The sequence below is a fragment of the Streptomyces sp. BE303 genome, assembly GCF_036290945.1.
Classification (GTDB): domain Bacteria; phylum Actinomycetota; class Actinomycetes; order Streptomycetales; family Streptomycetaceae; genus Kitasatospora.
Window position 1 is genome coordinate 42,242 of sequence record NZ_JAQYWZ010000774.1, and the last position, 25,833, is coordinate 68,074.

26 protein-coding genes are annotated in these 25,833 nt (G+C 74.2%); 9 read left to right on the top strand and 17 right to left on the bottom strand.

Translation table 11 applies throughout. The features are described 5' to 3' along the window. Positions 1–14 precede the first annotated feature (14 nt). Together PUR56_RS25030 and PUR56_RS25035 are read left to right on the top strand one after the other, a co-directional pair. The gene (locus tag PUR56_RS25030; protein WP_443034558.1) at positions 15–1,007 is read left to right on the top strand and encodes an ABC transporter ATP-binding protein; all 993 of its coding nucleotides are present in this window, start codon (positions 15–17) and stop codon (positions 1,005–1,007) included. Positions 1,008–1,090: 83 nt separating this feature from the next. Continuing rightward, the gene (locus tag PUR56_RS25035; protein WP_329875733.1) at positions 1,091–1,666 is read left to right on the top strand and encodes a helix-turn-helix domain-containing protein; all 576 of its coding nucleotides are present in this window, start codon (positions 1,091–1,093) and stop codon (positions 1,664–1,666) included. A 97-nt stretch (positions 1,667–1,763) separates the two neighbouring features. Here the strand turns inward: PUR56_RS25035 and PUR56_RS25040 are convergent, their stop codons facing one another. The 5 genes from PUR56_RS25040 to PUR56_RS25060 form a co-directional block, all read right to left on the bottom strand. Beyond that, a complete protein-coding gene (locus tag PUR56_RS25040) occupies positions 1,764–2,651 on the bottom strand; it encodes a dihydrodipicolinate synthase family protein (protein WP_329875735.1) in 888 nt (295 codons plus the stop codon). A 1-nt stretch (position 2,652) separates the two neighbouring features. Further along, the gene (locus tag PUR56_RS25045; RefSeq protein ID WP_329950554.1) at positions 2,653–3,489 is read right to left on the bottom strand and encodes an aldolase; all 837 of its coding nucleotides are present in this window, start codon (positions 3,487–3,489) and stop codon (positions 2,653–2,655) included. A 265-nt stretch (positions 3,490–3,754) separates the two neighbouring features. Beyond that, positions 3,755–3,940, bottom strand: coding sequence for a hypothetical protein (locus tag PUR56_RS25050; protein WP_329950555.1), 186 nt, complete (start codon positions 3,938–3,940; stop codon positions 3,755–3,757). Positions 3,941–4,088: 148 nt separating this feature from the next. Then, a complete protein-coding gene (locus PUR56_RS25055) occupies positions 4,089–4,403 on the bottom strand; it encodes an AMP-binding enzyme (protein ID WP_329950556.1) in 315 nt (104 codons plus the stop codon). 120 nt (positions 4,404–4,523) lie between these two features. After that, positions 4,524–5,075, bottom strand: a complete 552-nt coding sequence (locus PUR56_RS25060) for an AMP-binding protein (protein ID WP_329950557.1) — start codon at positions 5,073–5,075, stop codon at positions 4,524–4,526. Positions 5,076–5,791: 716 nt separating this feature from the next. Between PUR56_RS25060 and PUR56_RS25065 the strand changes: the two genes are divergently transcribed. Then, a complete protein-coding gene (locus PUR56_RS25065; protein WP_329875823.1) occupies positions 5,792–6,427 on the top strand; it encodes an AAA family ATPase in 636 nt (211 codons plus the stop codon). Between the two features lie 250 nt (positions 6,428–6,677). Next, on the top strand, positions 6,678–7,433 hold the full coding sequence (locus PUR56_RS25070; RefSeq protein WP_329875743.1) for a thioesterase II family protein: 756 nt from the start codon (positions 6,678–6,680) through the stop codon (positions 7,431–7,433). 8 nt (positions 7,434–7,441) lie between these two features. Here PUR56_RS25070 and PUR56_RS25075 read toward each other — a convergent pair whose 3' ends face one another. From PUR56_RS25075 to PUR56_RS25085, 3 genes are all read right to left on the bottom strand, one after another. Next, complete coding sequence (locus PUR56_RS25075; RefSeq protein ID WP_329950558.1) at positions 7,442–8,284, bottom strand: N-formylglutamate amidohydrolase; 843 nt, start codon at positions 8,282–8,284, stop codon at positions 7,442–7,444. 151 nt (positions 8,285–8,435) lie between these two features. Next, positions 8,436–10,775, bottom strand: coding sequence for an FdhF/YdeP family oxidoreductase (locus PUR56_RS25080; RefSeq protein ID WP_443034559.1), 2,340 nt, complete (start codon positions 10,773–10,775; stop codon positions 8,436–8,438). Between the two features lie 45 nt (positions 10,776–10,820). After that, the gene (locus PUR56_RS25085) at positions 10,821–11,297 is read right to left on the bottom strand and encodes a GreA/GreB family elongation factor (protein ID WP_329875747.1); all 477 of its coding nucleotides are present in this window, start codon (positions 11,295–11,297) and stop codon (positions 10,821–10,823) included. Between the two features lie 383 nt (positions 11,298–11,680). Here PUR56_RS25085 and PUR56_RS25090 point away from each other — a divergent pair, with 383 nt between their 5' ends. Continuing rightward, positions 11,681–13,564: a S8 family peptidase gene (locus PUR56_RS25090; RefSeq protein WP_380364704.1), complete on the top strand. Its 1,884-nt coding sequence runs from the start codon at positions 11,681–11,683 to the stop codon at positions 13,562–13,564. A 116-nt stretch (positions 13,565–13,680) separates the two neighbouring features. Here the strand turns inward: PUR56_RS25090 and PUR56_RS25095 are convergent, their stop codons facing one another. Beyond that, a complete protein-coding gene (locus tag PUR56_RS25095) occupies positions 13,681–14,607 on the bottom strand; it encodes a DUF4389 domain-containing protein (RefSeq protein WP_329875749.1) in 927 nt (308 codons plus the stop codon). Between the two features lie 328 nt (positions 14,608–14,935). On the opposite strand from PUR56_RS25095, the gene PUR56_RS25100 reads away from it, so the two are divergent. Genes PUR56_RS25100 through PUR56_RS25110 form a run of 3 tightly spaced genes read left to right on the top strand, consistent with a single transcriptional unit; the run spans position 14,936 to position 18,176 of the window. Further along, a complete protein-coding gene (locus PUR56_RS25100) occupies positions 14,936–15,292 on the top strand; it encodes a hypothetical protein (protein ID WP_329950559.1) in 357 nt (118 codons plus the stop codon). Positions 15,293–15,327: 35 nt separating this feature from the next. Continuing rightward, a complete protein-coding gene (locus PUR56_RS25105) occupies positions 15,328–17,265 on the top strand; it encodes a GMC family oxidoreductase (RefSeq protein WP_329950560.1) in 1,938 nt (645 codons plus the stop codon). Beyond that, positions 17,262–18,176: a hypothetical protein gene (locus PUR56_RS25110; protein WP_329950561.1), complete on the top strand. Its 915-nt coding sequence runs from the start codon at positions 17,262–17,264 to the stop codon at positions 18,174–18,176. The genes PUR56_RS25105 and PUR56_RS25110 overlap by 4 nt, the downstream gene beginning before the upstream one ends. A gap of 166 nt (positions 18,177–18,342) precedes the next feature. Here the strand turns inward: PUR56_RS25110 and PUR56_RS25115 are convergent, their stop codons facing one another. The 6 genes from PUR56_RS25115 to PUR56_RS25140 form a co-directional block, all read right to left on the bottom strand. Continuing rightward, positions 18,343–19,335: a bile acid:sodium symporter family protein gene (locus PUR56_RS25115; RefSeq protein ID WP_329950562.1), complete on the bottom strand. Its 993-nt coding sequence runs from the start codon at positions 19,333–19,335 to the stop codon at positions 18,343–18,345. 104 nt (positions 19,336–19,439) lie between these two features. Continuing rightward, the gene (locus PUR56_RS25120; protein ID WP_329875758.1) at positions 19,440–19,739 is read right to left on the bottom strand and encodes a hypothetical protein; all 300 of its coding nucleotides are present in this window, start codon (positions 19,737–19,739) and stop codon (positions 19,440–19,442) included. Then, positions 19,736–20,644, bottom strand: coding sequence for an isocitrate lyase/PEP mutase family protein (locus PUR56_RS25125; protein ID WP_329950563.1), 909 nt, complete (start codon positions 20,642–20,644; stop codon positions 19,736–19,738). Before PUR56_RS25125 ends, PUR56_RS25120 begins: the two co-directional genes overlap by 4 nt. 197 nt (positions 20,645–20,841) lie before the next feature. After that, on the bottom strand, positions 20,842–21,765 hold the full coding sequence (locus PUR56_RS25130; protein WP_329875762.1) for an acyltransferase domain-containing protein: 924 nt from the start codon (positions 21,763–21,765) through the stop codon (positions 20,842–20,844). A gap of 142 nt (positions 21,766–21,907) precedes the next feature. Further along, positions 21,908–22,798 (bottom strand): class I SAM-dependent methyltransferase, encoded by an 891-nt coding sequence (locus PUR56_RS25135; RefSeq protein ID WP_329950564.1) that lies wholly within the window; start codon positions 22,796–22,798, stop codon positions 21,908–21,910. Positions 22,799–23,057: 259 nt separating this feature from the next. After that, complete coding sequence (locus tag PUR56_RS25140) at positions 23,058–23,258, bottom strand: hypothetical protein (protein WP_443034560.1); 201 nt, start codon at positions 23,256–23,258, stop codon at positions 23,058–23,060. Between the two features lie 49 nt (positions 23,259–23,307). On the opposite strand from PUR56_RS25140, the gene PUR56_RS25145 reads away from it, so the two are divergent. After that, entirely contained in the window at positions 23,308–23,736 is a 429-nt protein-coding gene (locus tag PUR56_RS25145; protein ID WP_443034561.1) for an MATE family efflux transporter, read from the top strand. 33 nt (positions 23,737–23,769) lie between these two features. On the opposite strand, the gene PUR56_RS25150 is transcribed toward PUR56_RS25145, so the two are convergent. Next, positions 23,770–25,119, bottom strand: coding sequence for an MFS transporter (locus PUR56_RS25150; RefSeq protein ID WP_329950565.1), 1,350 nt, complete (start codon positions 25,117–25,119; stop codon positions 23,770–23,772). Then, entirely contained in the window at positions 25,116–25,790 is a 675-nt protein-coding gene (locus PUR56_RS25155) for a TetR/AcrR family transcriptional regulator (protein ID WP_329950566.1), read from the bottom strand. The genes PUR56_RS25150 and PUR56_RS25155 overlap by 4 nt, the downstream gene beginning before the upstream one ends. Positions 25,791–25,833: the final 43 nt, after the last annotated feature.

Here is a 25,833-nt window from a genome sequence, read left to right on the forward strand (position 1 = left end):
AGAGGAGTGCAGCGGTGAACAACAGCGCCCAGGAACAGACGGCCGTCCCGGTCCCCACCTTCCAGGAACTGCAGGAACGGGCGCGTGCCGCCGCCGCGCCGAAGGCCTTCGGAGATGCGGACGCGGCCATCGTCTGCGACCGCCTGGTCCGCATCTTCAGCGCCCAGGGCGTCGAGGTGCAGGCCCTCCAGGGCCTGGAACTGACCATCCGGAAGGGCGACCTGGTCGCCCTGGTCGGCGCCTCCGGCAGTGGCAAGTCCACGCTGCTCACCATCCTGGCGGGCCTCGACGTGCCGACCGCCGGAACCGCGACGGTGGCGGGGTGCGACCTGCTGGAGATGTCGGCCCGCGAGCGCCTGCGCTACCGCCGCGAGGTGGTCGGCTTCATCTGGCAGCAGACCGCCCGCAACCTGCTGCCCTTCCTCACCGCCGCCGAGAACATCGCCCTGCCGATGCAGCTGAGCGGCAGCCGCTCCACCCGGAGCGCCTCCCGCCGCCAGGCGGCCCGGGTCGCCGAACTGCTGGAGGCCCTGGAGATCGGCGACCTCGCCCACCGGCGCCCCTCCGAGATGTCCGGCGGCCAGCAGCAGCGGGTCGCCATCGCGGTCGGCATGGCCAACAACCCGCCCGTGCTGCTCGCCGACGAGCCGACCGGTGAGCTCGACTCGGACACCGGGGCGAGCATCTTCGAGGCCTTCCGCACCGTCAACCGGGACCTCGGCGCCACGGTCGTGATCGTCACCCACGACCCGATGGTGGCCGGCGAGGTGCGGCGCACCGTCGCGATCCGCGACGGCCGGACCAGCAGCGAGGTGCTCCGCCGGACGCTCACCGACGAGCATGGCGAGGAGTCGGTGAACGAGACCGAGTACGTGATGCTGGACCGCACCGGCCGGGTGCAGTTGCCGGCGAAGTTCCTGGAGGCGCTCGGCATGGAGCACCGGGTGGCCGTGGAGCTCGCTCCCGACCACATCTCCGTCCGCCCGGACGACCTCGAAGGGCACTGAGGGCCGCGGCGCGGGCGCGGTGGAGGCGCGGCGGGCGCGGATGGGATACTGGACCGGGACGTTCCGGGGCGAGAGGTGGCGCGATGAGCAGCCGGGTGCGGGTGCTGAGGAAGCAGAACCGGCTCAGCCTGGAGGCGTTGGCGGCCAAGGTCGGGGTGACCAAGAGCTACCTGTCCAAGGTGGAGCGCGGCCTCAGCGACCCGTCGATCTCCACCGCGCTCAAGCTCGCGCACGCGCTGGACGTGGACGTCAGCCGGCTGTTCTCGGACGAGGTGGAGCCCGAGCTGGTGACCGTGGTGCGGGCCGGCGAGCGGACGCCGATGGCGGGGGGCACCGGCCCGGGGACCCCGCACTACGAGGGCATCGCGACCGGGCTGACCGGCAAGCAGATGGTGCCGTTCATGATGCACCCGCCGACCGAGCTGGGTGACTCGCCGTTCAAGTCCCACGCGGGCGAGGAGTTCCTCTTCGTCCACGAGGGGACGGTCGAGCTGGAGTTCCCGGAGCAGACCGTGCGGCTGGAGCCGGGCGACAGCGTCTACTTCAACTCGGCGCTGCCGCACCGTTGCCGCTCCACCGGCGCCGGGCCGGCCGCGGTCCTCGTGGTGATCCACGACGACCCGGCCGGCCCGGCGGACCGCGTTCCCACCCTGCCCTGACGCGAGGACCCTGACGCGAGGACCCTGATATACGAGGACCCTGACGCGACGGCCCTCACGCGAGGTCCCGGGGACGGGTCCCGGGGGGCGACGGGCGTCAGCCGACCGCCGCGAGCAGCTCGGCCAGCCGGCCGGTCCGCTCCTCGTCCAGCGGCAGCAGCGGGCGGCGCGGCGTGCCGACGTCCAGTCCGCGCAGCGCCAGGCCGGCCTTGACGGTGGTGGGCAGGCCGCCGCGCAGGATGAACTCCAGGACCGGCAGCTGGCGGTAGAACACCTTGCGGGCGGTGTCCAGCTCGCCGGCCCGGACGGCACGGTAGAGCTCCAGCACCGGTTCGGGGATCAGGCACGGCGCCGCGGTGCACCAGCCGGCCGCGCCGGCGGCGAACGCCTCCAGCGCCAGCGGGTTGCTGCCGTTGTAGAACGGCAGGGCGCCGTCGGTGAGTTGGGAGAGCCGGTGCATCCGCTGCACGTCGCCGCTGCTCTCCTTCACCATGGTGATGTTCTCCACCCGGTCGACGAGGGAGACCATCAGCTCGGGGGAGAGGTCGATCCCGCTGGTGGCGGGGTTGTTGTAGATCATCACCGGCACGGAGACGGCCTCGGCCACCGTGGTGAAGTGCCGGACCACCTCGCGTTCGTCCAGCTTCCAGTACGACACCGGCAGCACCATCACCGCGTCCGCGCCCGCCTGTTCGGCGAAGCGGGCGCGCCGGACCGCGTTGCGGGTGGTGAGGTCCGCGACGCCGACGACCGAGGGCACCCGTCCGGCCACCGCCGCCAGCGCGGTCTCGGCGGCGGTGTACCACTCCTGGTCGTCGAGGTAGGCGCTCTCGCCGGTCGAGCCGAGCGGTGCGACGGCGTGGACGCCGGAGACGATCAGGCGGTCGACGAGAGCGGCGAGAGCGTCGGTGTCCACGCCGCCGTCACCGGCGGCGAACGGGGTCACCGGGTAGGCGATGATCCCTTCCAGGGTGAGGCTCGTCATCTCAGGCACCGCCGTTCGTGTCGTGGGCGTCGTGGGTGTGGGGGGAGCCGGGCGGGACGAGTGCGTCGCCGTGGCCGGCCCGCAGGGCGCGCCGGGCGTAGTAGGCGAAGTTGGCCTGGCCCCGCTTGGGGGTGGAGGTCCAGTCGTGGGCCTCGCGGGCGAGCAGCTCCGGTATCTCCTGGATCCGGCCGGCCGCGGAGGCCAGCAGCTGGAGCCGGGCCGCCCGTTCGAAGAGCACGGCGAGGGTGCAGGACTCCTCGACGGTGCCCGTGGCCACCAACTGTCCGTGGTGGGCCAGGAGCAGCGCCCGCTTGTCGCCGAGCGCGGCCGAGATGAGCTCGCCCTCCTCGTTGCCGACCGGGATACCGGGCCACTTCTCGAGGAACGCGCAGTCGTCGTACAGCGGGCAGAGGTCCATGTGGGAGACGACCAGCGGGGTCTCCAGCATCGACAGTGCGGAGATGTGCAGCGGGTGGGTGTGGATGATGCAGTTGACGTCCGGGCGGGCCCGGTACACCCAGCTGTGGAAGCGGTTGGCCGGGTTGGCCATGCCCCCGCCTTCGAGGACGTTGAGGTCCTCGTCCACCAGGAGCAGGTTGGACTCGGTGATCTCGTCGAAGCCGAGACCGAGTTGCTGGGTGTAGTAGGTGCCGGGCCGCTCGGCGCGGGCGGTGATCTGACCGGCCAGGCCGGAGTCGTGGCCGGCGTCGAAGAGGATCCGGCAGGTGAGCGCGAGCTTCTGGCGGACGGTCCAGTCGTTGTCGGGGATGGCGCTCTGCATCCTGCGGTGTGCGAGGTCGACCAGGTCCGCCTTGGCGGCGGTCAGGGTCTCGGCCATGACGGTGCTTCTCCTTCGTGCGGGGACACCGGGTCCGTCGGGGACGCCGGGGTGCGGCGCGCCGCCGGGCGTGCGGCGCGTCGGTGTCGTGCGCCGGAGGATCGACGAAGGACACGTCGTTCACCTTAGGACACCTTGTGTCCTCGTGTCGACGCCGAACGGGCGGCGTACCGGGCGGCGTACCGGGTGCCCGGGCGCTGCCACCGAGGGTGACGGTCGGCGGAGGTGCCTGCCGGAGGTCACCCGGCGGGGGCCGGACCGGTGGTCAGCTCTCCCCGCCCGTGCGCCGGATCAGTCCGGACTGCTCGGCGTCCTCGCGGAGACCGCCCCGGGGGGCGCCGCGGTCGGTGCGGTCGCCCCGGGCCGCGGCTGTGCAGAGGGCGAAGACGATCAGGGCGCTGGCCGCCACGGCGAGGATGCCGAGCGCGGTCAGGACGCGGAGCCAGGTCACGGAAGGTGCCTCCTGGAGGGCGGCGCGAAGGGTACCGCCGGGGATATCGGCAGACCGGCCCGCCAGGTCGAGTGTTCACGGGCGGTTCCGCATCGCGTCCGCCGCGCGAACGGCGGCGTGCGCGGGCGGTCGAAGCGCGGGCGGCGCACTATTCCGGCGCGTGCGCCCCTGGTGGGACGGCCGGCGCCCGCAGGGCCCCGAGGTCCGGCTTGCCGGTCCCGGTGGGGAGGATGTCCGGCAGGACCAGGATCGTCGCCGGGTCGCAGAGCGGCCCGCGCCGGTCCCGCACCCACCGGTGCAGCTGCTCAGCCGTCACCCCGCTGCCCGGCAGCACGGTCACGGCGGCGTGCGCCCGCTGGAGCCGGTCCGGTCCGGTCGCGGCGAACATGACCGCCGTCCGTACCGTGGGGTGCGCCAGCAGCGGTTCCTCGACGTCGGGGGGGAACACGTTGTGCGCGTCCACGATTGCCATCGAATCGCGCCGCCCCGCCACCGTCAGGTAGCCGGCCCCGTCCAGACCGCCCGGGTCGCCGGTGTCCGGCAGGCCGTTGCGGAGGACCCTGGCGGTCAGCTCCGGGTCACGTCAGTAGCCCTGCATCGCGGTGGGCGTCCGCACCGTGGCGGCCACCAGCTCCGGCCGCGGCGGGCGGACGGACCGGCGCAGGCCCCCCTTCGGCCGCCCGGTCGACCCTCCGGTGAACCGGACCGCCATCGCGTCCTCGGGCCGGAACCGAGGCGCCACCGGCTCGGCCGGCAGCGGCGCGGCCGGCTCCAGCAGGTCCGTGCCCGGGCCGGTCGGTCCGAGCGCCAGCAGTTCGGCCGAGGGCAGTTCGGCCCCGATCCGCGCGGCGGCCGCGCCGAACCGCGCGGGACCGAAGACGAACGCCGCCGTTCCCGCCGACTCGGCCAACGCGATCTGGTCCGCCACCGGGCGGTCGGTGTGGAGCATCGCGACCCGGCAGCCGATCAGGTTGGCCGCCACCCGCACCAGCACCGCCTCGGGGCGGTTCCCGGCCAGGACGGTGACGCCGTCGCCGCGCCGAAGGCCGGTCGCCGGCAGCGCCGTGCCGAGCCCGGCCCCGGTCGTCCCGCCGCTCACCGTGCCGAGCGGGTCGGTGAGCTGATGGACCATCATGTCGGCCACCACCATGGAGCGCGCCTGCCCGGTATGTCCGGGCCGTCGTGGCGGAGGCGCCGGTCCGTGGCCGGTCCGTCGGTGGCCGGTCCGGCGGACCGCACCGGCTTCGTGGGGCAGGCCCGCGGCACGTTGCCGGAACCGGGGACCCGGCCTCCGACGTGGACTGTTGTGGATTGTTATCGTGCCGGGTCGGGCACGGACGGGAGGGCCGGCACCCTTCCTGCCCTCCAGGTCGGGGATTCCTCCCGTCCTGCGGGTACGGACGCGCGCCCTCGGCCGGTTCGCCGGGGCGGGTTCCCGTTCCTCGGCCCGAATTCGGCGTGCGATCGCCACGCGAGGACGTGCCGGCCCTCGATGGGCGTACAGTCCGTCCGCCTGCCCGGCGGGCAGGATGCTTCGAGCAGCGTTGAGGTCAGGATCATGGAACACCCCACAGGCACGGCAGTCCCACCGGCGGCCCCGACCGGCGACGCGGTCCGTCCACGGTCCCGGCGTCCGCTCCGCCGCTCCCCGGATCCGGGCCGAGGACCCGCCGCCACGCTGAGGGCGGGGGCACCCCCGTCTCCCCGGCCCGACGGCGGGGGCCTCCCGGGAGAGCGCCGGTGAGCACCGTGGACGGGTCGACCGGCGCGGGTGGCCCGACGGCGGTCCGGCCGCGGACCGGAAGCCGGACGGGGCCGACGCCGGCGGCGGGTGTGGGCGTGGGCGTGACGATGGCACCGCGCGGGCCGGTCGACCTGCGCGGCGAAGCCGGCGAGCCGTTCGCCGTCGAGTACCCGGGCGACGCCGTTGTGGTCGTCTCCGGCCTGCCCGGGAGCGGCAAGAGCACGTTGCTGCGCCGGTGGTCCGCCGGGGCGCCGTCGGCCGCCACCGTCGACCCGAGGGCCGTCCACGAGGCCTGCGCCGCCGTCATGCCCGCGCGCCTGCCGTACGGCGTCTACCGGCCGTGGGCACGGCTGGAGCACGTCCGGCTGCTCCGCCGGTCGGTCTCCCGCGGCGGACCGCTGCTGGTCCACGACTGCGGCAGCCGGGCGTGGATGCGCCGCTGGCTCGCCCGCTCCGCCGCCCGCCAGGGACGCGAGCTGCACCTCGTCCTGCTCGACGTCGGCGCCGCCACCGCCCTGGCCGGGCAGCAGGCCCGCGGCCGGTGGGCGCCCCGCCGAGCCTTCGCCCGCCATCGGCGCGGCCTCGACCGCCTCGTCGCCTCGCTCACCCGGCACGCCCGCGGCGACGGCGCGACGCCCACGCCCGAGGCCGCGTCGGTGCTGCTGCTGGACGGGGCCTCCCGCTCACGGGCGGTGCGGGCACGGTTCGGACCGGGGCCGTCGGGCACGACGCCCGGAGCCTGAACGGGGCCGCCCCGTCCCGGCTCGTCCCGCGCTGTCCCGCCCGTCCTCGCCCCGTTCTCGGTGGGGCTTCGGCGCGGACGGGCGGGGCTCGGCGGCCGGTGGCGCGGGCCTGCCGGGGATCCGGCGGCGCGCGGAAGTGGCAGCCGTCACGGCGCCGCTCCGGCTGATGATCTGGTGGCGGGGGTGGTCGGGTGGGGAGACTGGGGAGAGAGATCACCGACCGATCCGTCCGCCGAGAGGGAGCCCCCGCATGCCCGGCCACACCGCCGTCACCGAGAGCCTCTGGTTCCGCCGCTTCCACCCCGTCGACGCGGCGCCCGCACGGGTCGTGATCTTCCCGCACGCGGGCGGGTCGGCCGGCTACTTCCTGGAGTGGTCGGCCGCCCTCTCGCCCTACGCGGACGTGCTCGCCGTCCAGTACCCGGGCCGGCAGAACCGGTTCGGGGAGCCTGCGGTCGACTCGCTGGCCGTCCTCGCGGACCGGGCCTACCAGGCGCTGCTGGGCTGGGCGGACCGCCCGCTCACCCTCTTCGGGCACAGCATGGGCGCGTCCGTCGCCTTCGAGGTGGCGCGCCGCTTCGAGCGCGACGGGGTGGCCGGACCGGTGCGGCTCTGCGTCTCCGGCAGCCGCGCGCCCTCCGTGCCCCGGGACTCGACGGTCCACCTGCTGGACGACGACGGCCTGCTCGCCGAGGTCGGCAGGCTCGGCGGCACCGACGAGCGCGTCCTGGCCGACCCCGAGGTGCGGGAACTGATCCTGCCGTCACTGCGCGGCGACTACACGGCCATCGAGACGTACTGCGCCGCGCCGGACGCGACGGTCTCCCTGCCGGTGACCGCACTGACCGGCGACGCCGACCCGCGCGCGACGCTCGACCAGGTCCGCGGCTGGGCGGCCCACACCACCGGCGGCTTCGACCTGAACGTGTTCCCCGGCGGCCACTTCTACCTCGCCGACCAGCGCGCCGCCGTGGTGGAGGTCCTGACCGCCCGTCTGCGGGGCTGACCCCGGCGTCAGACGGAGACCAGGTCGACGAGTCGGGCCAGGGCTGCCGCGAGCGCGTCCAGGCCCGGCCCGGCCGCCCCGCCGGGCTCGTCCATGTAGAGGTCGCGGCGGATCTCCACCATGAGCGCGCTGACGTCCGCCGTCCCGCCGTAGTACCGCAGCGGCACGTACGTCCCCGCGAAGGGGCTGTCGAGGCCGGTACCGCCGAAGCCCGCGAACGCCCGCTGCGCCGCGTCGAGCACCGGGGCGGGCGTGTGGCGGGCGTCGGTGCCCAGGCAGATCGGCGGCCGGGGGCCGTCGCCGTGGAGCTCGTACGGCAGGGCCTTCGTCGGGTACGAGTGGACGTCGACGACCACCGCGCGGCCGACCGCCGCGAGGCGCCCGGCGACCGCGGCCGTCATCGCCTCCGCGTACGGGTGGAAGTAGCGGTCGAGCAGCGGCCCTCCGTCGAAGCCGGCCGGGCGGAGGTCCTCGCGGTGGGTGGTCCGGGTGTAGACCGCCCCCATGCCGGCCGCGAGCATCTCCTCGCGCTCGTCGGGGAACCTCTCGGGGTCGACGACCAGCCGGGAAAGCCGGTTGACGAAGCGCCAGGGCGTCGACCCGGCGGCCTGCGCGGCCCGGTGGGCGATCTCCGCCGTGTGCGCGTCGGTGATGTGGTCCAGTTCGAGGGCGAGCTCCCGGTCGTCCAGCACGATTCCGGAGCGGACGTCGGCGGGTACCGTTCGGGCGGAGTACGGGACGTGGAGGATCACGGGGGAGTCGGGCGATCCGGGGTGGAGCCGGAAGGGGCCGGCCACGTCGGGTGCCCCGGGTGTCCCGGGTGTCCTGGGTGCGTCGGGTGCGTCGGTCATCTGTGCCTCGCTGCGCGTCCGGTGGTGCCACGGGGGTGTCACCGCCATCATGTCCGCCCGGGGCAGCCCCGATCACCCGATCGGCGGATCACCCGGCCGACCGATCGTCCGATCCGCGCCGGCCCTGCGGAACTCCCCTGCGAGGCCCCGCTCAGGAAGCGGGGTCGATGGTGACCTTCACGTGCTTCATGATCGGCTGGTCGCTCTGCGTGCTGTAGTCGCCGAGCGCGCAGAGCACGTTCATCTCGGGCATGTAGCCGGCTGCGCACCCGCGGGGGATGTCGTACGGGATCGCGAGGTAGCCGTGGAGGGAACGCCGGCTGCCGTCCTTGGCGGTGCTGGTGATGTCGACGGGACCGAGGTCGGCGATTCCGCGGTCGCGCATGTCGGCGCGGTTCATGAAGACGAGCGTGCGCAGGTTCTTGACGCCCCGGTAGCGGTCGTTGTCGGAGTAGATGGTGGTGTTCCACTGGTCGTGGGAGCGCATGGTGCCCAGGGCCAGGGTGCCGGGCGCGGGCACGACGTCGGGCAGGGCGGCGGCGGAGAACTCCGCGCGCCCGGACGGCGTCAGGAAGACCAGCTCGCGGGCGGGCTGCCGGATGCGGAAGCCGAGGGGCAGGCGCACCCGGCGGTTGAAGTCCTCGAAGCCGTCGAGCGCCCGGGACATCGTGTCGCGGATCCGGTCGTAGTCCTCGACGTACCACTCCCAGGGCGTGGCGCTGTCGGGCAGGGCGGCACGGGCCATGCCCGCGACGATGGCCGGCTCGGAGAGCAGGTGCGGGGACGCGGGCCGCTTCATGCCGACCGACAGGTGGACCATGCTCATCGAGTCCTCGACGGAGGTGCTCTGCACGCCGCGGCGCTGATGGTCCTTCTCGGTCCGGCCCAGGCACGGCAGGACGAGGGCCAGGCGACCGTGCACGAGGTGGCTGCGGTTCAGCTTGGTGCTGACCTGGACGGTCAGGTCACAGGCCCGCAGCGCCTCGAAGGTGTACGGGGTGTCCGGCGCGGCGAGGGCGAAGTTGCCGCCCATGCCGACGAACACCGAGATCCCACCGCCGTGCATCGCCTTGATGGTGCCGACGGTGTCCAGGCCGTGCTTCCGGGGCGGCCGGATCCCGCAGACCTCGCCGAGGCGGTCCAGGAACTCGTCGGTGGGGCGGTGGTCGATGCCGCAGGTGCGGTTCCCCTGGACGTTGCTGTGCCCGCGGACGGGGGAGGGACCCGCGCCTTCGCGGCCCACGTTGCCGCGGAGCAGGAGCAGGTTGACGACCTCCCGGACGGTGTCGACGCCGTGCTCGTGCTGGGTGAGCCCCAGGCACCAGCTGACGATGCTGCGGTCGGCCTCGCCGTACACGCGCGCCGCCTCCAGGATGTCGGCGCGGACCAGCCCGGACTGCCGCTCGATCTCCTCCCAGGCCGTGGCCTCGCACAGTGCGCGGTACTCCTCGAAGCCCGCGGTGTGGCGGTCGATGAACTCCCGGTCCAGCGCCCGGGGGTCGGTGGCGGACTGTTCCAGGACGGCCTTGGCCATGCCGCGCAGCAGGGCCATGTCGCCGCCGATGCGGGGCTGCAGGTTCAGGGTGCTGGTGCGGGTCGTGCGGTAGAGGCCCATGTCGAGGAAGTCGTGGGGGACGATGGTGCGGGTGGCCGCCGCCTCGATCAGCGGGTTGACGTGCACGATCCGGGCCCCGCGGTGGTACGCCGCGGCGAGGGCGGTGAGCATACGGGGCGCGTTGGAGGCGGCGTTGACCCCCAGGATGAACAGCGCGTCGGCGGCCTCCCAGTCCTGGAGGTCGACGGTTCCCTTCCCGGTGCCGAGCGAGGCCTGCAGCGCGCGGCCGCTGGCCTCGTGGCACATGTTGGAGCAGTCCGGCAGGTTGTTGGTGCCCAGCTCGCGGGCCATCAACTGGTAGAGGAACGTCGCCTCGTTGCCGAGCCGGCCGGAGGTGTAGAACGCGGCCCGGTCCGGGTCGTCCAGCTCCCGCAGGGTGCGGCCGACCAGCTCGAACGCGTCCTTCCAGTCGATCGGGACGTAGTGGTCCGAGGCGGGGTCGTAGACCATCGGTTCGGTCAGCCGGCCCTGGTTCTCCAGGTCGTAGTCGCTCCACCCGGACAGTTCGGTCACCGAGTGCGCGGCGAAGAACTCGCGGCCGACCCGCTTGCGGGTCATCTCCCAGGTGACGTGTTTGATCCCGTTCTCGCAGATGTCCAGGTGCAGGCCCTTGGTGTCGTCCGGCCAGGCACACCCGGGACAGTCGAATCCGCCGTTCTCGTGGTTCATCCGCATGATGGCCCGTGGGCTGTCGACCGGCGATCCCTTGCGGACCAGGAAACGGCTCACGCTCTTGGCCGCGCCCCAGGCGGCGGCGGGGTGGTGGTAGGGACGGAACTCCGGCTCCCCCTCCGGCACGGGCCCGACCCGGGACTCCGTGGGACCGTCGGGCCCCACGGAGTCCCGGGGGGCCTGTTCGTCCTTGTCGGTGCTCAAAGCTCTCCACCCTTCCGCCGTGCGGGGACCCTTCGGCCCCGCAGGTCACACCCCGCCGTCCTCGGCGCCGATCGACAGGACGACCGCGGCCGTCCGCCCTCTGGGCGTCTCGTAGTCGACGGTGTCGCCGGCCCGGTGGCCGAGCAGCGCGTGGCCGAGCGGGCTGTCGACCGTGACCAGCGTCTCGTCCAGCGCCTCGGCGACCTCGCCGACCTGGACGGTCATCTCCGTGCCGTCCTCGAACCGGACCGTGACGGTGCTGCCCACTCCGACGGCGTCGGTGCTGGGCCGGCCCGCGACGGCTGCCCCGTGGAGCCGTTCGTCGATCTCGGCGATCCGGCGGTCCAGTCGGTCGAGCTCCGTGGCGCGCTGCAACTCGTCGGCCTGGTCCGCCGGATCACCCACCTCGTCCCCGCTCCGCAGGGTGGCGGCGACCTTCTCGCGTTCGATGTGCAGGTCGGCGAGGTCCTGCCGGAGTGCCTCGCGGGCGACCTCGCTGATGGGCTCTGGTCCACCGGTCATTCCTGCTCCTGTCGTGCCGGGGGACGGGAGGTGTCTCCGGCCAATCGCAGAATTGGGGCTTTTTCGAAGATATCAGTCAAATCGCCACGCCGCGGCGGGGGTGGGCCCGTCGGGGCGAGGAGCTCGGCCGCCGCTCTCTCGCCCGCCTCCTCCGCCGCCCCCGAGGCGTCTCCTCCGCCCTTCCTCCGGGCTTCCTCCCTCCTCCGTCCGGCGGGCGCGTGGTCGTTTTCGGGCGGGTGCTGGACGGGGGCAATCGGTGGGACATCAAAAGTTGACACGTTTGTGACAACGAGTCATGCGCAAAGCCTTCCCCAGATGCTCACGGTTCTGGCATGTTGCGTTCAAACCCCGTGTGATCCCCTCACGCACGGGTCGATCGGAGGATGCACGTGTCACCCCTGATATCCCGGAGCGCAGGCCGCCCCGCCGCCGCGCTCGCCCTGCTCGCCGCCGCGACCCTGGCCGCACCCGCCACCCTGGCCGCCGCGGCGCCGGCCGCGTCCACCGCCCCCGCCGTCTCCGCGAAGTTCGCCGCCGAGTCGGCCACCGGTCCGGCCGGGGCGCCGGGCACCACGACCGCCCTCGCGGCCCCCGCCGCCGCGACCGCGCCGCAGATCGCCGCGGGCTGGGCCGCCGGGACCCGCGCCTACCTGGTCATCAGCGCCCCCGCCGACACCGCCGCCGCCAGGACCGCGGTCACCGCCAACGGCGGCACGGTCTTCGCGAGTTACGACGCGATCGGCGTCGTCGTCGCGCACTCGACCTCCGGCACCTTCGCCGCGACCCTGCGCGGGGTGGCCGGAATCCAGCAGGTCGGTGCGACCCGGACCTCGGACGTCCCCGCCGACGCCTACAGCCCGGCGCTTCCCGCCAACCCCGGCCAGTCCGCGACCACGCTCACCGAGAGCAACCGCTGGGACATGACCCAGATCAAGGCCGACCAGGCCTGGGCCGTCTCCACGGGCTCGTCCGCGGTCAAGGTCGGCGTGCTGGACACCGGCGTGGACGACCAGCACCAGGACCTCGCGCCCAACTTCGACGCCGCCGACTCCGCCTCCTGCGCGTACGGCAAGGCCGACACCCGTACCGGTGCCTGGCGCGACGTCGACACCCACGGCACGCACGTCGCCGGCACCATAGCCGCGGCGAAGAACGGCAAGGGCGTCATCGGCGTGGCCCCCGGCGTCAAGATCGCCTCGGTCCGGATAGCCGAGCCGACCAGCACGCTGTTCTTCGCCGAGAACACCGTCTGCGGCTTCGTCTGGGCCGGTGACCACGGCTTCAAGGTGACCAACAACAGCTACTACACCGACCCGTGGCAGTTCAACTGCCCGGACAACGTGGACCAGGCAGCCATCATCGAGGGCGTCCGGCGCGCCCAGGAGTACGCCGAGGGCAAGGGCTCCCTCCAGGTCGCCGCCGCGGGCAACTCCACCTACGACCTGGCCAACAAGACGACCGACAGCGAGAGCCCCAACGACTCGACCAAGGTCACCCGGACCATCACCAACGCCTGCATCGACATCCCGACCGAGCTGCCCGGCGTGGTGACCGTCGCCGCGATGGCCAGCGGCACCGGCAAGGCGTCCTACTCCAACTTCGGCAGGGGCGTCATCGACGTCGCCGCGCCGGGCGGGGACGGCGCCACCGGCGTCTACTCCACGCTGCCGGGCGGCAAGTACGGCAGCAAGAGCGGTACCTCGATGGCCTCCCCGCACGTCGCCGGCGTGGCGGCGCTGATCGCCGGTGCCAACCCGACGTTCACCCCGGCCGACATCCGGTCCCGGCTCGCCACCCAGGCCAACGACGTGGCCTGCCCGGCCTCCGACAGCCGTTGCACCGGGACCACCCCCAACAACGCCTTCTTCGGCGAGGGCCAGGTCGACGCGCTGAAGGCGGTCGGCGGCGGCACCCCGCCGACCGGGAAGTACTTCGAGAACCTGACGGACGTCGCGGTCGCCGACAACGCGACCGCGGAGAGCCCGATCGCCGTCACCGGGGTCGCCGGCAACGCCCCCGCCACCCTCAAGGTCGGCGTGGACGTCAAGCACACCTACCGCGGTGACCTGGTCGTCTCCCTGGTCGCCCCGGACGGCACGGTGTACCTGCTGGAGGACTTCGCGAACAACGACAGCGCCGACAACGTCGTCAAGACGTACACGGTGAACGCCTCCGCGAGTCTCGCGGCCGGTACCTGGAAGTTGCGGGTGAAGGACGGCGCCTCGGGCGACGTCGGCACGATCGACGCCTGGAACCTCACCTTCTAGCCCTTCCGCACCTCTGCCGTCGCCTGCGCTCCGCCGCCTCCCGGGCGGCGGAGCGCAGGCCGTCGGTGCGGCGCCGGCCGGGCCCGGACGTCGGGGCGACCCGGCACTCCGTCGGATCAGGGCGTCGCGGGTCCGGGTACCACCGGCCCGGACAGCGCGGGCCCGGGCGCCGGCGGGCCGGAGTACCACGTGGCGTCGTCGTCGTCCGAGGTGAAGCTCGTGGTGACGGAACTGGTCACCCCGGAGATCAGGCCGAGCAGGAGGAAGACCACCAGCAGCGCCCGCCCGCCGCCGCTCATCACCAGGGGGCGGGTCGCCGAGACCCGGGCGCCCGGCGCCCGGCCGACGGCGCCCTGTGCGGACAGCGGTGTGCCCGGTTCCTTGACGCCCGGTGCCGAGGCGCCCGACGCCGGTACGACCGGGACCGGGACCGGCCCGTCGGGCTCGTCACCGAACAGCCCCTTCGGGTAGGCCGAGGTGAGCATCAGCAGGTAGGCCATGTAGCGCATCCGGTAGCGCAGGATCGCGGCCGTTGCCTCGAACAGCGGCTGGGGCATCCGCCCCAGGATCAGCACCACCAGCCAGCTGATCCACCCGACCACCCACCACCCGGCGTAGAGCAGGCCCTGGACGATCGCCGCCGGGATCACCAGGATCAGCCGGAAGAACACCGCGAGCCGGTTGAGCTCACCGGGCCGCAGCTCCACCTGGACGGGGTAGTCCGGGGTCCGGAACGCGAACGGCGGATAGCGGTCGACCGTCAGCAGCAGGTAGGCGTTCACCCGGGTCTCGTACGGCACGTACGAGGAGAGGTAGTCGGCGGCGAAGACCGGCAGCCGGCCCAGGACCAGCGCGCCGAACCAGCCGACCACCGCGACCAGGAACGCCACCACCGACAGCACCCAGACCACGATGAACTGCGGGATCAGCAGCAGGACACGCACCAGCACGGTGAGCCGGTTCTGCGGTCCCGGCGCCGGAATGTCCAGGGCCGGCAGCCACTCGCTCGGACGGGGGGCGGGGGTGGGGGGTGCCTGCCACATCCGTGCCTCCAGGTCTCGACGCCAGGCGTGCGCGGCCAACCCGCCGCGTGCTCCGAAGATCGCAGCAGCCCGCCGCCCCCGCTCGCTGTACTGCGCCGCCCGGGGGACGGCGCGGTCGGTGAAACGGTCATATTCCTGTGCGAAAGGGCGAGTGATCGGTCGGACAGCGGTCGTCGACAGCAGGAGAACGAACGTCTGCGGCCGGTTTCGAACAGCCGGTTCGGGGTCGAGGAGTCGCGCGGCAGCATCGACGTGACAGCGCGGGGCCGTCCAGGCCGGGTGCACTGTCATGTCCAGGACGTGCAGTGCCCGCCGCGGGGGTTCCGGTTTGCCAGCGATCGACGACCACGACCACCTCTCCGACGGGGGCGGCCCCGCCGACCTCGCGGACTTCGACGCCTTCCTCCGGGTCTCCGCCGAGCTGACCGGCTTCGACGAGGCCGAGCTGCGCGCGACCGGTATGGCCGACGAGCATCACCGCACGCTCCTCGCGCACCGGGCCCGCGACGAACACGCCCTCCTCCGCCTCTGGTACGTCGGAGCCTGGCCGGACGAACCGCCCTCCTCGCCCCGCGCCTACGACCAGGGACTGATGTGGCGGACCTTTCACGGTGCCCCGCCCGGCTCCACCGCCCCCGGACACGGCAGTTGGTCCGAAGCCCCGAACGGCGGCGGTGACCGGTGAACCGCCGACCGACAGACCGGGACCAGGACGTCATCGTGGTCGGGGCAGGGTTCGCCGGCTCGCTGGTCGCCCACCGTCTCGGTGCGCAGGGCCACCGGGTCCTCGTCCTGGAGGCCGGCCGCCCCGTCCCGGACGCGGTCGCGACCACCACCGCGTACCGCGCGGCCGGCGGCGGCGCCCCCACCTCCCCGTACCCCCTGAGCGAGGACGCCCCCTCTCCCGACGTCACCGACCTCGTCGGCCTTCCCGGCGGCGGCTTCACCGCGACCGGACACCTCGTCCAGCACGGCCCGCTGCCCTACGCCAGCGGCTACCTGCGCGCCAACGGCGGCACCGGACTGCTCTGGACCGGCCTCACCCCGCGCATGCACCCCGAGGACTTCCGCACCGCCGACCTCGGACACGGCCGCAACTGGCCGATCGGCTACCACGACCTCGAACCGTACTACCGCGAGGCCGAGCAGGAACTCGGCGTCGCCGCCGACGCCGGGCAACAGCGCCACGCGGTCGGACTCCCCGTCCCCGAGGACTACGCGTTCCCGATGCGGGCCATCCCCGCGAGCCACCTCGACCGGACCGTCGCCCGCGCCCTCGACGGCCGGACCGTCCGCGATCCGGCGATGACCGAGGACGCCCGGCTCGCCGTCACCGCCACCCCGCACGCCCGCAACGGCCGGACCACCGCCCGGCCGGGTGGCACCTCCGGCCCGGGGGACCGGCACGGCCCGCTCTGCCGGGGCAGCGCCGGCTGCGTCCCGGTCTGTCCGACGGGGGCGAAGTACACGCCGCTGCGCACCCAGGCCCGCTGGGCGGCCACGGTCCGACTGCGCACCGACGCGGTGGTGAGCCGGGTCCTCGTCGACGGCACCGGCCGCGCCACCGGTGTCGAGTACCTCGCCGACGGCACCGTCTACACCGCGGAGGCCGACCTCGTCGTCCTCGCCGCCCACGCCGTCGAGAACGCCCGGCTGCTGCTCCTCTCCGGCCTCGCCGAACGAAGCGGCCAGGTCGGCCGAAACCTGATGGACCACCCGGCGCTGCTCACCTGGGGCCTCATGCCCGAGCCCGTCGGCCCCTACCGGGGGCCCGGGTCGACCAGTGGGCTGGAGTCCTTCCGCTTCGGTCCGGCCCGCACGCGCCGGGCGCCGTACCGGGTCGAGATCGGCAACTGGGGCTGGTCCTGGGCCGTCGGACCGCCCCAGGTCGAGGTCGAGGGGCTGCTCCGTGCGGGACTGCGCGGGAAAGAACTGCGGCATCGGCTGGGCGACCGGCTCGGCCGTCAGTTCTCCCTCCAGTTCGAACTGGAGCAGCCGGCCGACCCGGCGAACCGGGTCACCCTCGACCCCGACCGCCGGGACCGCCTGGGCCTGCCGCGCCCGGCGATCCGCTACGACCTCTCCCCGTACGTCCGGGCCGGCATGGCCTCCGCCCGCGCGGTCTCCGACCAGCTCTTCGCGCTGCTCGGTGCCGAGGACCACACCCGCTACGAGGCGGGCGCGGGCTGGCCCGGCCGGCTGGAGCACGAGGGCCGCAGCTACGCCTACCGCGGCGCCGGCCACGCCGGCGGCACCCACGTCATGGGCGACTCGCCGGCCACGTCCGTGGTCGACCAGTGGCAACGCTGCTGGGAACACCCCAATCTCTACGCCGTCGGGTGCGGCTCCATGCCCTCCCTCGGCACGTCCAACCCCTCGCTCACCATGGCCGCGCTCGCGCTGCGCAGCGCCGACCGGATCCACCAGGACCTGCTGGCGCTGCGGGACCGGGCCACGCTCTCGGCGCCGTCGCCCGCCGTGCCGCCTGCGGCACCGACCGTTGACGGTGCGCCACTCGCCGCACCGTCGCCGACCGGACCGCAGCCCGCTGTTCCTGTCATTCCCGCTGCCGGTCCCGCTGCCGTTCCTGTCGTTTCTCCGTCCTCCGTCGTCCCTTCGGCCCGTCCGTCGGCCGCACCCCTTCGGGAGTCCCTGTGACCGGTCTGCCTCTCCCGCCCGTACCGGAGCCCTACCACCTGCCGTTCCACTACGGAGCCCTGCACAACATCGGCGTGGACTACCTGGTCGAGCCGGGGCCCGTTCGCGAACTGCTCGCGAAGCGCCACCCCGCGCTGGCCGCCGCCGAGTTCGGTGGCCGGGCGTGCGTCTCGCTCAACTACCAGCTCTACTTCGCGCAGTACCCCACCGGCGGCGGCATCACCGAGGAGGTGGAGATCAACGTCATCGCCCACCCCCGGAACGCCGCCGACCGGCTCCCGGCCGTCGGCTACGGCGAGTACGCCCGCGGCTACGACCGGACCGGTCTGCTCGGCATCGCCCGCCTCCACGTGCTCTGCGACAACCCGCTCGCCATCGACGCCGGCACCCGGCTCTACGCCGAACCCAAGTACCCCGGCTGGTTCGTGACGGTGCTGCCCTCGCTCAACGCGGCCGCCGTCCACGACCGCTGGTCCTTCTCCTGCCGCCGGGCGGCCCTGGAACCGGACCGGACGGACGCCGCGGACGGAGACGACGGGCCGGACGGTCCGGACGGACAGGACGGTGCCGACGCACCGCGCCGCCTCCGGCGGTATGACGAGGAACTCCTCGCGGTCGAGGCCGACCTCGCCGGACTCGACGGCGAGCCGGTCGTGAATACCCCGATCACCGGGTACGGCACCGACCAGGAGGGCAGGCTGCTGGCCGGGCCGCTCCTGGTGCACCAGCCGTACCGTTTCCACCCGCTCGACGACCGCACCGCCGGACGGATCCGGCTCACGCTCGGCGACCGGACGGCGGAGGCCGTCGGAGACCTCGCGCGGCTGGTGGGCGAGGCGCCCGCCGCGGGGGTGTGGACGTACCAGTCGGCCCCGGTGGCCGCCCACCACCGCGCCTACTACCTGCCCTGAGGTCCGGGCCGGGCGTACGGTCCGGACCTCGCCCGTCGCCTGCCGGCGTGCCCGGACGGAGGGCGCACCGGCAGGCGCGCAGGGGCGCTGGGTGCCGGGGTGCGGGAACGGAGGCGTGCGGGCGTCCACAGGGACAGGTGGGCCGTTCGGCTCAGGCCGGCTCGGCTCAGGCCAGCTCGGGTGAGGCCCGAGCGGTGCCCACCGCCTCCTCCTCGACGGCGGGGGCCGTGGGGCCGTCCGTCGCCGACCGGGCCCAGCGGCCCGCGAGCAGCGTGCCCACCACGAGCTGCAGCTGGTGGTACATCATCAGTGGCAGCACCAGGAGGCCGGCCTGAGGGCCGAACAGCACGGTGGCCATCGGCAGCCCGCCGGCCAGGCTCTTCTGCGAACCGCAGAGTACCGCCGCGATGCCCGAGGCCCGGTCCAGCCCCAGGAGCCGGACGCCCAGCGCGGCGCAGGCGAGGGTGGTGGCGAGCAGGAGCACCAGGACCGCCGCCAGGCCGAGCAGGACGGTGGGTGTGACCGTGTGCCAGATGCCCTGTTCCACCGCGCTGCTGAACGCCGTGTAGACGACCAGCAGGATCGAGCCCCGGTCGACCGGGGTGAGCACCCGCCGGTGGCGGCTCAGGAAGGCGCCGATCCACGGGCGCAGCAGCTGCCCGACGACGAACGGCGCGAGCAACTGGGCACAGATCCGCACCAGGCCGTCCGCCGACAGGGCGGCGCGGGCGCCGAGCAACCAGGCCGCCAGCAACGGGGTCAGTACCAGACCGGCCAGGCTCGAATACGTCCCGGCACAGATCGCGGCGGGCACGTTGCCCCGCGCGGCGCCGGTGAGCGCGACCGAGGACTGGACCGTCGACGGGACCAGGCAGAGGAACAGCACCCCGGCCCGCACCTGCTCGGTGAGCGGGACGGGCGTCAGGATCGCCGTGGCGACCCCGAACAGAGGGAACACGACGAAGGTGCAGACGAGTACGAGCCCGTGCAACCGCAGGTGCCGGAGTCCGGCGACCGTCTCGCGGGCCGACAGCCGGGCGCCGTAGAGGAAGAAGAGAAGGCCGACCGCGAGGTCGCAGGCCAGGTCGGCGCCGCGCGCGGCCCGTCCGGTGGCGGGCAGCAGTGCGGCGAGCAGCACCGCCCCGGCCAAGGCCGCCACGTAGGGATCGAGGGCGTGCCACCAGGGCCGTGGTGGGCCCGCGCCGCCGGGTGCCGGGCGGCCCCGCGCCTCCGGTGGCGGTGCCCGGTGCCGACGGGCCGCGTTCACGTCTCTCCCTCCGCCTCCGGGCCCGTCGCGGGCACTCCCAGCAGACCGGTCGCCAGGACGACGCCGCCGTCGTGGTCACTGCCGGCCGAGCCCCGACCGGTCTGGAGGTTGGCCGTCCGGTCCACCTCGACGATCGAGTCGATCCTGGGGTTGTCGATCACGGTGATCAGGCTCCGCTCCGCCGCCGCCGGGACGGCGCAGCCGAGCGCCGCCCAGGCACCGGCCAGTCCGGCGGCGGCCATGTGCCGCCGCCCCCGGCGCGGCCGGGCGGGTCGGCCCGGTCCAAAGCCCTTCACACGCCCACCTCCTCGCGGACGTGCGGCCGTGCGATGTTCCGCTCCAGCAGTTCCGTGGACTCGCGGACACCGATCTCGCGCCGCTGCCCGACCGGGGCCGGGAGCCGGCCGTCCGCCCCCTTGAGGCCGGCCAGTGCCTCGTCCATCGCCTGATGGGCGGCGAACAGGCAGGGGGTGCTGTAGATCGCGACGTCGACCCCCAGATCGCCGAGCTCCGAGAGGGAGAGCCGCGGTGACTTGCCGCCGGCGATCTGGTTGAAGAGCAGCGGCTTGTCGCCCACGACCTGCCGGATCCGTCGGATCCACTCCTCGCTGCGCACGCCGTCGACGAGGACGACGTCCGCGTCCGTGGCGGCGAGCGCCTCCGCCCGCCGGAGGATGTCGGCCTCCTCGGTGGCGTCCGTCCGGGCGACCACCACGAGGTCGGTGCGGGTGGCGAGCACCTGGTGCAGTTTCTCCAGGTACTCGTCGAGCGGGAGGACCTGCTTGCCGTCGGCGTGGCCGCACCGCCGGGGCCGCTTCTGGTCCTCCAGGATCACACCGGACGCGCCGATCCGCTCCAGCCGCCGCACCACGTGGCAGGCCACCTCGGGATCGACGTAGCCGTCGTCGATGTCGACCAGCAGGTGGTGCTGCGGAAAGGCGCCGCGCAGCCGCTCCACGAAGGCGACCATGTCCGGCCAGGCGATGAATCCGATGTCGGGCAGACCGTAGTAGGACGCCGCGAATCCAAAACCGGAGACGAACATTCCGTCGTAGTGTTCGGCTGCGATCGATGCGGAGTACATGTCGTAGACGCCGATGAGCGGGGTCGTTCCCGGGGTGGCGATCCGCTCGCGCAGCCGCTGTCCGTGACTTGCGGCAGCGATGCCGCTCTCGTGAAGGTTCTCGTGTCGCAACGCCATCTCCTCACTTGCGGGACCCGCACGCGGGACGCACGGGACTTTGCCATAAATTGGCCATTCCTAGGGCCAACTGAGGCAACATCACTATGCTCTCTTTAATGTTCCGTGGGCAAATCTTTAAGCGAAGTTCCCTCGCGAGAGTGATATGCAGTCATATTGATCCGAGGAATTCGCCGAGAATGGGGCGCGGACGGCGCTCAGAGCGCGAGCCGGCCGCCGATCACGTACCAGTGGCCGCCCGCGCCCAGGTGGTCGACGAGTGCGCGCTGGACGGCGGTGTCGCGGGGGAGCGAGGCGAGGGGCTGCCCGGCGTCGCCGAAGACGTAGCGGAGCGGATTGGTGTCCTCGGGCTCCGGGGGGCCACCGGGGCGGCGCAGCGGGACGAACCGCCGCTGGAACCGCACGATGTTCGAGTCGTCGGGCAGGTAGTGCCCGAGCTGGGGGTCCAGCAGCCAGGAGAAGATGCAGGCCGCCCGGTACGGCTCGGCGGGGAAGTGGGCGGGGAAGAACCCCCGGGCCCGCTCCAGCGAGCGGTCGCAGGCCCCGGGGGAGAGCGGGCCGGAACTGTCGGGGACGTGCAGCTGGAGGATCCACTCGCCGAGGCCCGCCGCCCGGGCGGCCTCGGTGACCCGGGCGTCCGGTCCGCCGTTGCCGGTCGTGCTCCTGCGCTGGAACTGGAGCCGGCCGAGCTGGAACAGCTCGCCGCGGAAGTGCAGTGTCAGCCAGGAGGGGCTGCCCAGCCCGGTGGGCCGTCCGCGCCACCGGCTCACCGCGAGCTGCCGGCCGAGATCGGCCAGGGTGGTCCGGGTCACCTCCGGCGCGACTCCCAGCGTGCGGTGGTACGCCCGGGTGTGCGGTGCCAGGGCGACGAACAGCAGGGTGGAGAGCAACCCGCCGCCGTCGGTGTCGGCCGGCCAGTCGGGGGTGAGTCCGGACGGCCGTCCGAGCGTTCCGACCGCCGTGGTCTGGAGGTGCAGCATCTCCTCGAAGACGGTCCGCAGGCCGCGGTCCCGGGCCAGCCGCGACCGCGCGGCCAGTACTCCGTTCACCGCGTCGAACGGGACTGCCAGTTCCAGCAGCGCGTCCGCCAGTTCCTCGTCCGCCGGCAGGTACTGCTCCACGGTTCCTCCTCGGTGCGCGGCCCGCTCGGCCGTCCGAGCGGGGCGACCGGGTGACCCTATCGACCGGCGGGGTGTCCGGGCGCGGGGAACCGGGCCCGCACGGTCGGCCGGATGAGGGCCGGCGCCGACCGCGCCCGTGAGGTCAGCGCGGCCGGCCGCCTGCGCGGCGGTCGCGCAGCGCCCGGAGCGCCCGTCGAACCGTCCGGGTGGCCACCGGCGGGAGGAGGTCGAGCAGCAGTCGTCGGGGGGTCGACCGCGGCGCCGCGCCCGACCGTACGGCGTTGTTCAGCCGGACGACCGGCACCCCGGCGATGGTGTCCTCGTCCACGGTGAAGCCCTCGGCCCGCCAGTCCCGGGCCAGCAGGATCCGACGGACCGCCTCGGCGTCGCCCCACGTCCCGTAGAACTTCATCGGCGTGAGCAGCACCGGCCGCAGTCCGCCCGTGAACACCGCCTGCCAGACCGCCGCCGAGACGCCGGGGGTGTGCTCCGAGCGGTAGTCGTCCAGGACCACCAGGCCGTCCTCGGCGAGTGCCGCCCGCGCCACCTCGATGTCCCCGGCCACGTGCTCGTACAGGTGGGAGGCGTCGACGTGGACGAAGCGGCAGCTGTCGGCCGGGATCCGGCCGTCGGCCAGCACCGACGTCGGCGCCTGGACGATCTCCGGCAGCCGCGGGTGGAAGGCCAGGTAGTTCGCCTCGAACGCGGCCCTGGTGAGCGAGGTCCGGTACGACATCGTCATCTCGGCGGCGTTGTCGGCGTCGCCGGCCTCGGAGTCGAAGAGGTCGCAGACCGTCAGCCGCTCGCCCGGCCGCAGGTGGTCGCCGAGGAGGACGGCGCTGCGGCCGAGGTAGGTCCCGAGTTCGAGGATGTCGCCGGTGCGCCCGGCTGTGCTCTGGGCGGCGAGCAGGTGGCGGAAGGCCTCCTGGTCGAGCCGGAAGAACCAGCCGGGGATGGCGTCCCGGCTCGGGGCCGGGCGGGGTGCCGCCGTGGTCGTGGCGGCGGGGCCGGCGGCGGTGTCGGCACTGGGCACGGCGGTCTCCCTGCGGACGGGGCGGAGCGTGCGCGGGCGGGGCCCGGCGAGCGGTTCACGCGCGGCAGTGCCCTGGTCCGGGGGCGGACCGGCCGTGCTGCGAGGGCGTCATCATAGCGACGGGCGGGCGCCGCGGGGAGTCGTGCGGAAGGACTTTCCGCACGCGCCGGTCGGGCCCCGTGTTCATCCTCGCGTCACGGTGCGGACACCCCCGGGCGTCGTCCTGGCGTCCACGCGTCGCCGGGCGGGCGCCGCCCGGCTACCTCGCCGGACCGGAGCCCTCCAGCCGGGTGATCGTCTCCGCGAGCCAGGCCCGTTCCGCCGCGCCGGAGGCCCGGGCGACCAGCAGCATGCCGCGCCGGAACGGGTTGTCCTCCTGTTCGGCGGCGACCGGTCGGCCGTCCGCGTCGTAGAAGAAGCTGCTCGGCGCGTCCAGGAACGCCAGTCGCCGACGGAGCACGGCGGCCTGGCGGGCCGGGTCGGGGAGGCGGTGGAGGAAGGCGGCGACGGTGATCGCCCGGCTGGCCGGCGCGCTCGGCGGCGGTGCGGCCGTCCTCTGCGCGGTCACGGCGGTGCCGCTGGCCCGGCTCTTCACGGACGACCCGGCGGTGGCCGGCGAAGCGGTCGGATTCCTGCGGATGGCCGGGCTCTACCTGCTGCCGTACGCGCTGGTGGTCGCCCTCGGCGGGGTCCATCAGGCGGTCGGCGCCGGGCGCCCGCTGATGGTGTCCGTGCTGCTCGGCCTCACGGCGCAACTCGCCTCCGGCATCGCGCTGTCGGGCCCGTTCGGGGTGGCCGGCCTGTGGGCCGGGACGGCGGTCGGCGCGCTCGTCCAGCTGGTGCTGCTCCACGTCCTGACGGTCCGCCGCCGGCCGGCCGGGCCGCCGGAGGGGTCCGTGGAGTCCGCCGGGCCGTCCGCAGGGGTCGCCCGGCGGTGACCCCCGCGGCGGCCCCCGGCGTCGGGGCGGGCCTCAGGCGGTGCGACCGTGCGGCAGGCGGGTGGCGAGCAGGGCGCCCGCGGCGGCGGTGGCGGCCAGGGCCCAGAGCGCCGGGCCCAGGGCGGTGACCAGCGGATGGCCCGCGGTCAGGGTGGCCGCGGTGGCCACACCGACGGCCGGACCGATGTTCATCGCGGTCTGCTGCAGCCCGCCCGCCACCCCGGCGTCGGCCGGCGAGGCGGCACGGACGATCGCCGCCGTCGCGGTGACCATCACCGTCCCGAACCCGGCGCCCAGCAGCAGGAAGGCCCCACCGATCGCGAGCACGCCGGTGGTCGGTCCGAACCCGGCGACCCCCAGGGCCCCGGCCGCGATCGCCGACATCCCCGCCACGACCGTACGGCGCGGACCGTACCGGCGGGCCAGCACGGCGGAGGCCGGCGCGGACGCCACCATCGCCACCGCCAGTGGCAGGGACCGCACCGCGCTCGCGAGCGGGTCGAGGGCGAGGACGTCCTGGAGGAAGTAGGTGCCGAGGAAGATCGTGCCGAAGAGCGCGGCCGAGGCGGTCGACAGCACGCCGAGGGCCGCCGTCACCGTGGTCGAGCCGATCACGGCCGGTGGCAGCAGCGGGCGCGCGGTGCGCCGCTCGTGCCGGAGGAAGGCGGCTCCCAGCGCGGCGGCCGCGGCGAGGCCGAGCCAGGTGCCGGCCGTCCAGCCCCGGTCGGGGATCCCGGTCAGGGCGAAGGCCAGGCAGGACAGCGTCGCCCCCAGCAGCGCGGCGCCGGGGAGGTCCAGCCCGGCGGCGCGGTCGCCGGGCGCGTGCGGGAGCCGGACGAACAGGGCGGCGGCGCCGGCCGCGACGGCGGGCAGGACGGTGAGGACGAAGACGGACCGCCAGCCGAAGTGGGTGGTCAGCGCACCGCCGACGACCGGGCCGGCGGCGGCCGCCAGGCCGATCGCGCTGGTGCGCAGCGCGATCGGCGTGCCGAGCCGGTCGGCGGGGTAGGCGGCCCGCAGCAGTCCGAGGGTGGCGGGCTGGAGCAGTGCGCCGGCCACTCCCTGGGCGACCCGCAGGGCGATCACCCAGCCGATGTCGGGCGCCAGGGCGATCCCCGCGGAACTGGCGGCGAACCCGAGCACGCCGACGGCGAAGACCCGCTGGTGTCCGTAGCGGTCGCCGAGCCGCCCGGCGAAGACCAGCAGGCTGGCCACGGTGATGAGGTACGCGGTGCTGGTCCACTGCACGTCGGAGAGGGAGGCGTCGAGGTCGCGTCGGAGGCTGGGCTGGGCGACGGTGAGCACCGTCCCGTCGAGGGCCACGACGGCGGCCCCGGTGATGCTGCCGGCCAGGGTGAGACGCTGCCGGGTGGCCGCGTTCACCGGGGCTCCGGGCCGAGGTGGGCGTCGAGGGCGGCGCGCAGCAGCGGTTCGAGGGTGTCGGTTCCGGTGACGAGCCGCAGGGTGCCCCAGGCGCGGAGCTGGGCGAGGCCGTGGAGGTTGGCCCAGAACGCCGCCGCGGCGGTGACGGGGTCGGGCACGCCGGCCGGGTCCGGGACGCCGGGCGGGGTGGCGGCGTACGGCCCGGGCCCGCCGGTGCGGCCCGCGGTGTCCGGGCGGGCCTCGGCGACCAGGCGGGCGATGACCTCGAAGAGCGGCAGGGTGGTCCGCCGCAGGTCGGAGCCGCTGCCCTCCAGCACGTCGTGGCGGAACATCAGCTCGAACATGCCGGGCTGGGCGGCCGCGAAGTCGAGGTAGCCGCGGGCCAGCCGGCCGAGCGCCGCCCGGGCGGCGGGGCCACCTGCTCCGACAGGGTCCGCGGCCGGCCCGGCGAGGCCGAGCGAGGCGGCCAGGTCGTCGAAGCCGCGCCGGGCGATGGCTGCGAGCAGTTCGACGTGGGTGGCGAAGTGGCGGCGGGGGGCGCCGTGCGAGACGCCGGCCTGGCGGGCGATCTCGCGCAGGGTGAGGGCGTGCACGCCCTCGCGGGTCACCAGCTCGACGCCGGCCGTCACCAGGCGCCCGCGCAGGCCGGTGGTGGAGTCCTGATCGGTCATGGACACTGTCTACCAAGATCGAGTAGACATTGTCTACTCGCGG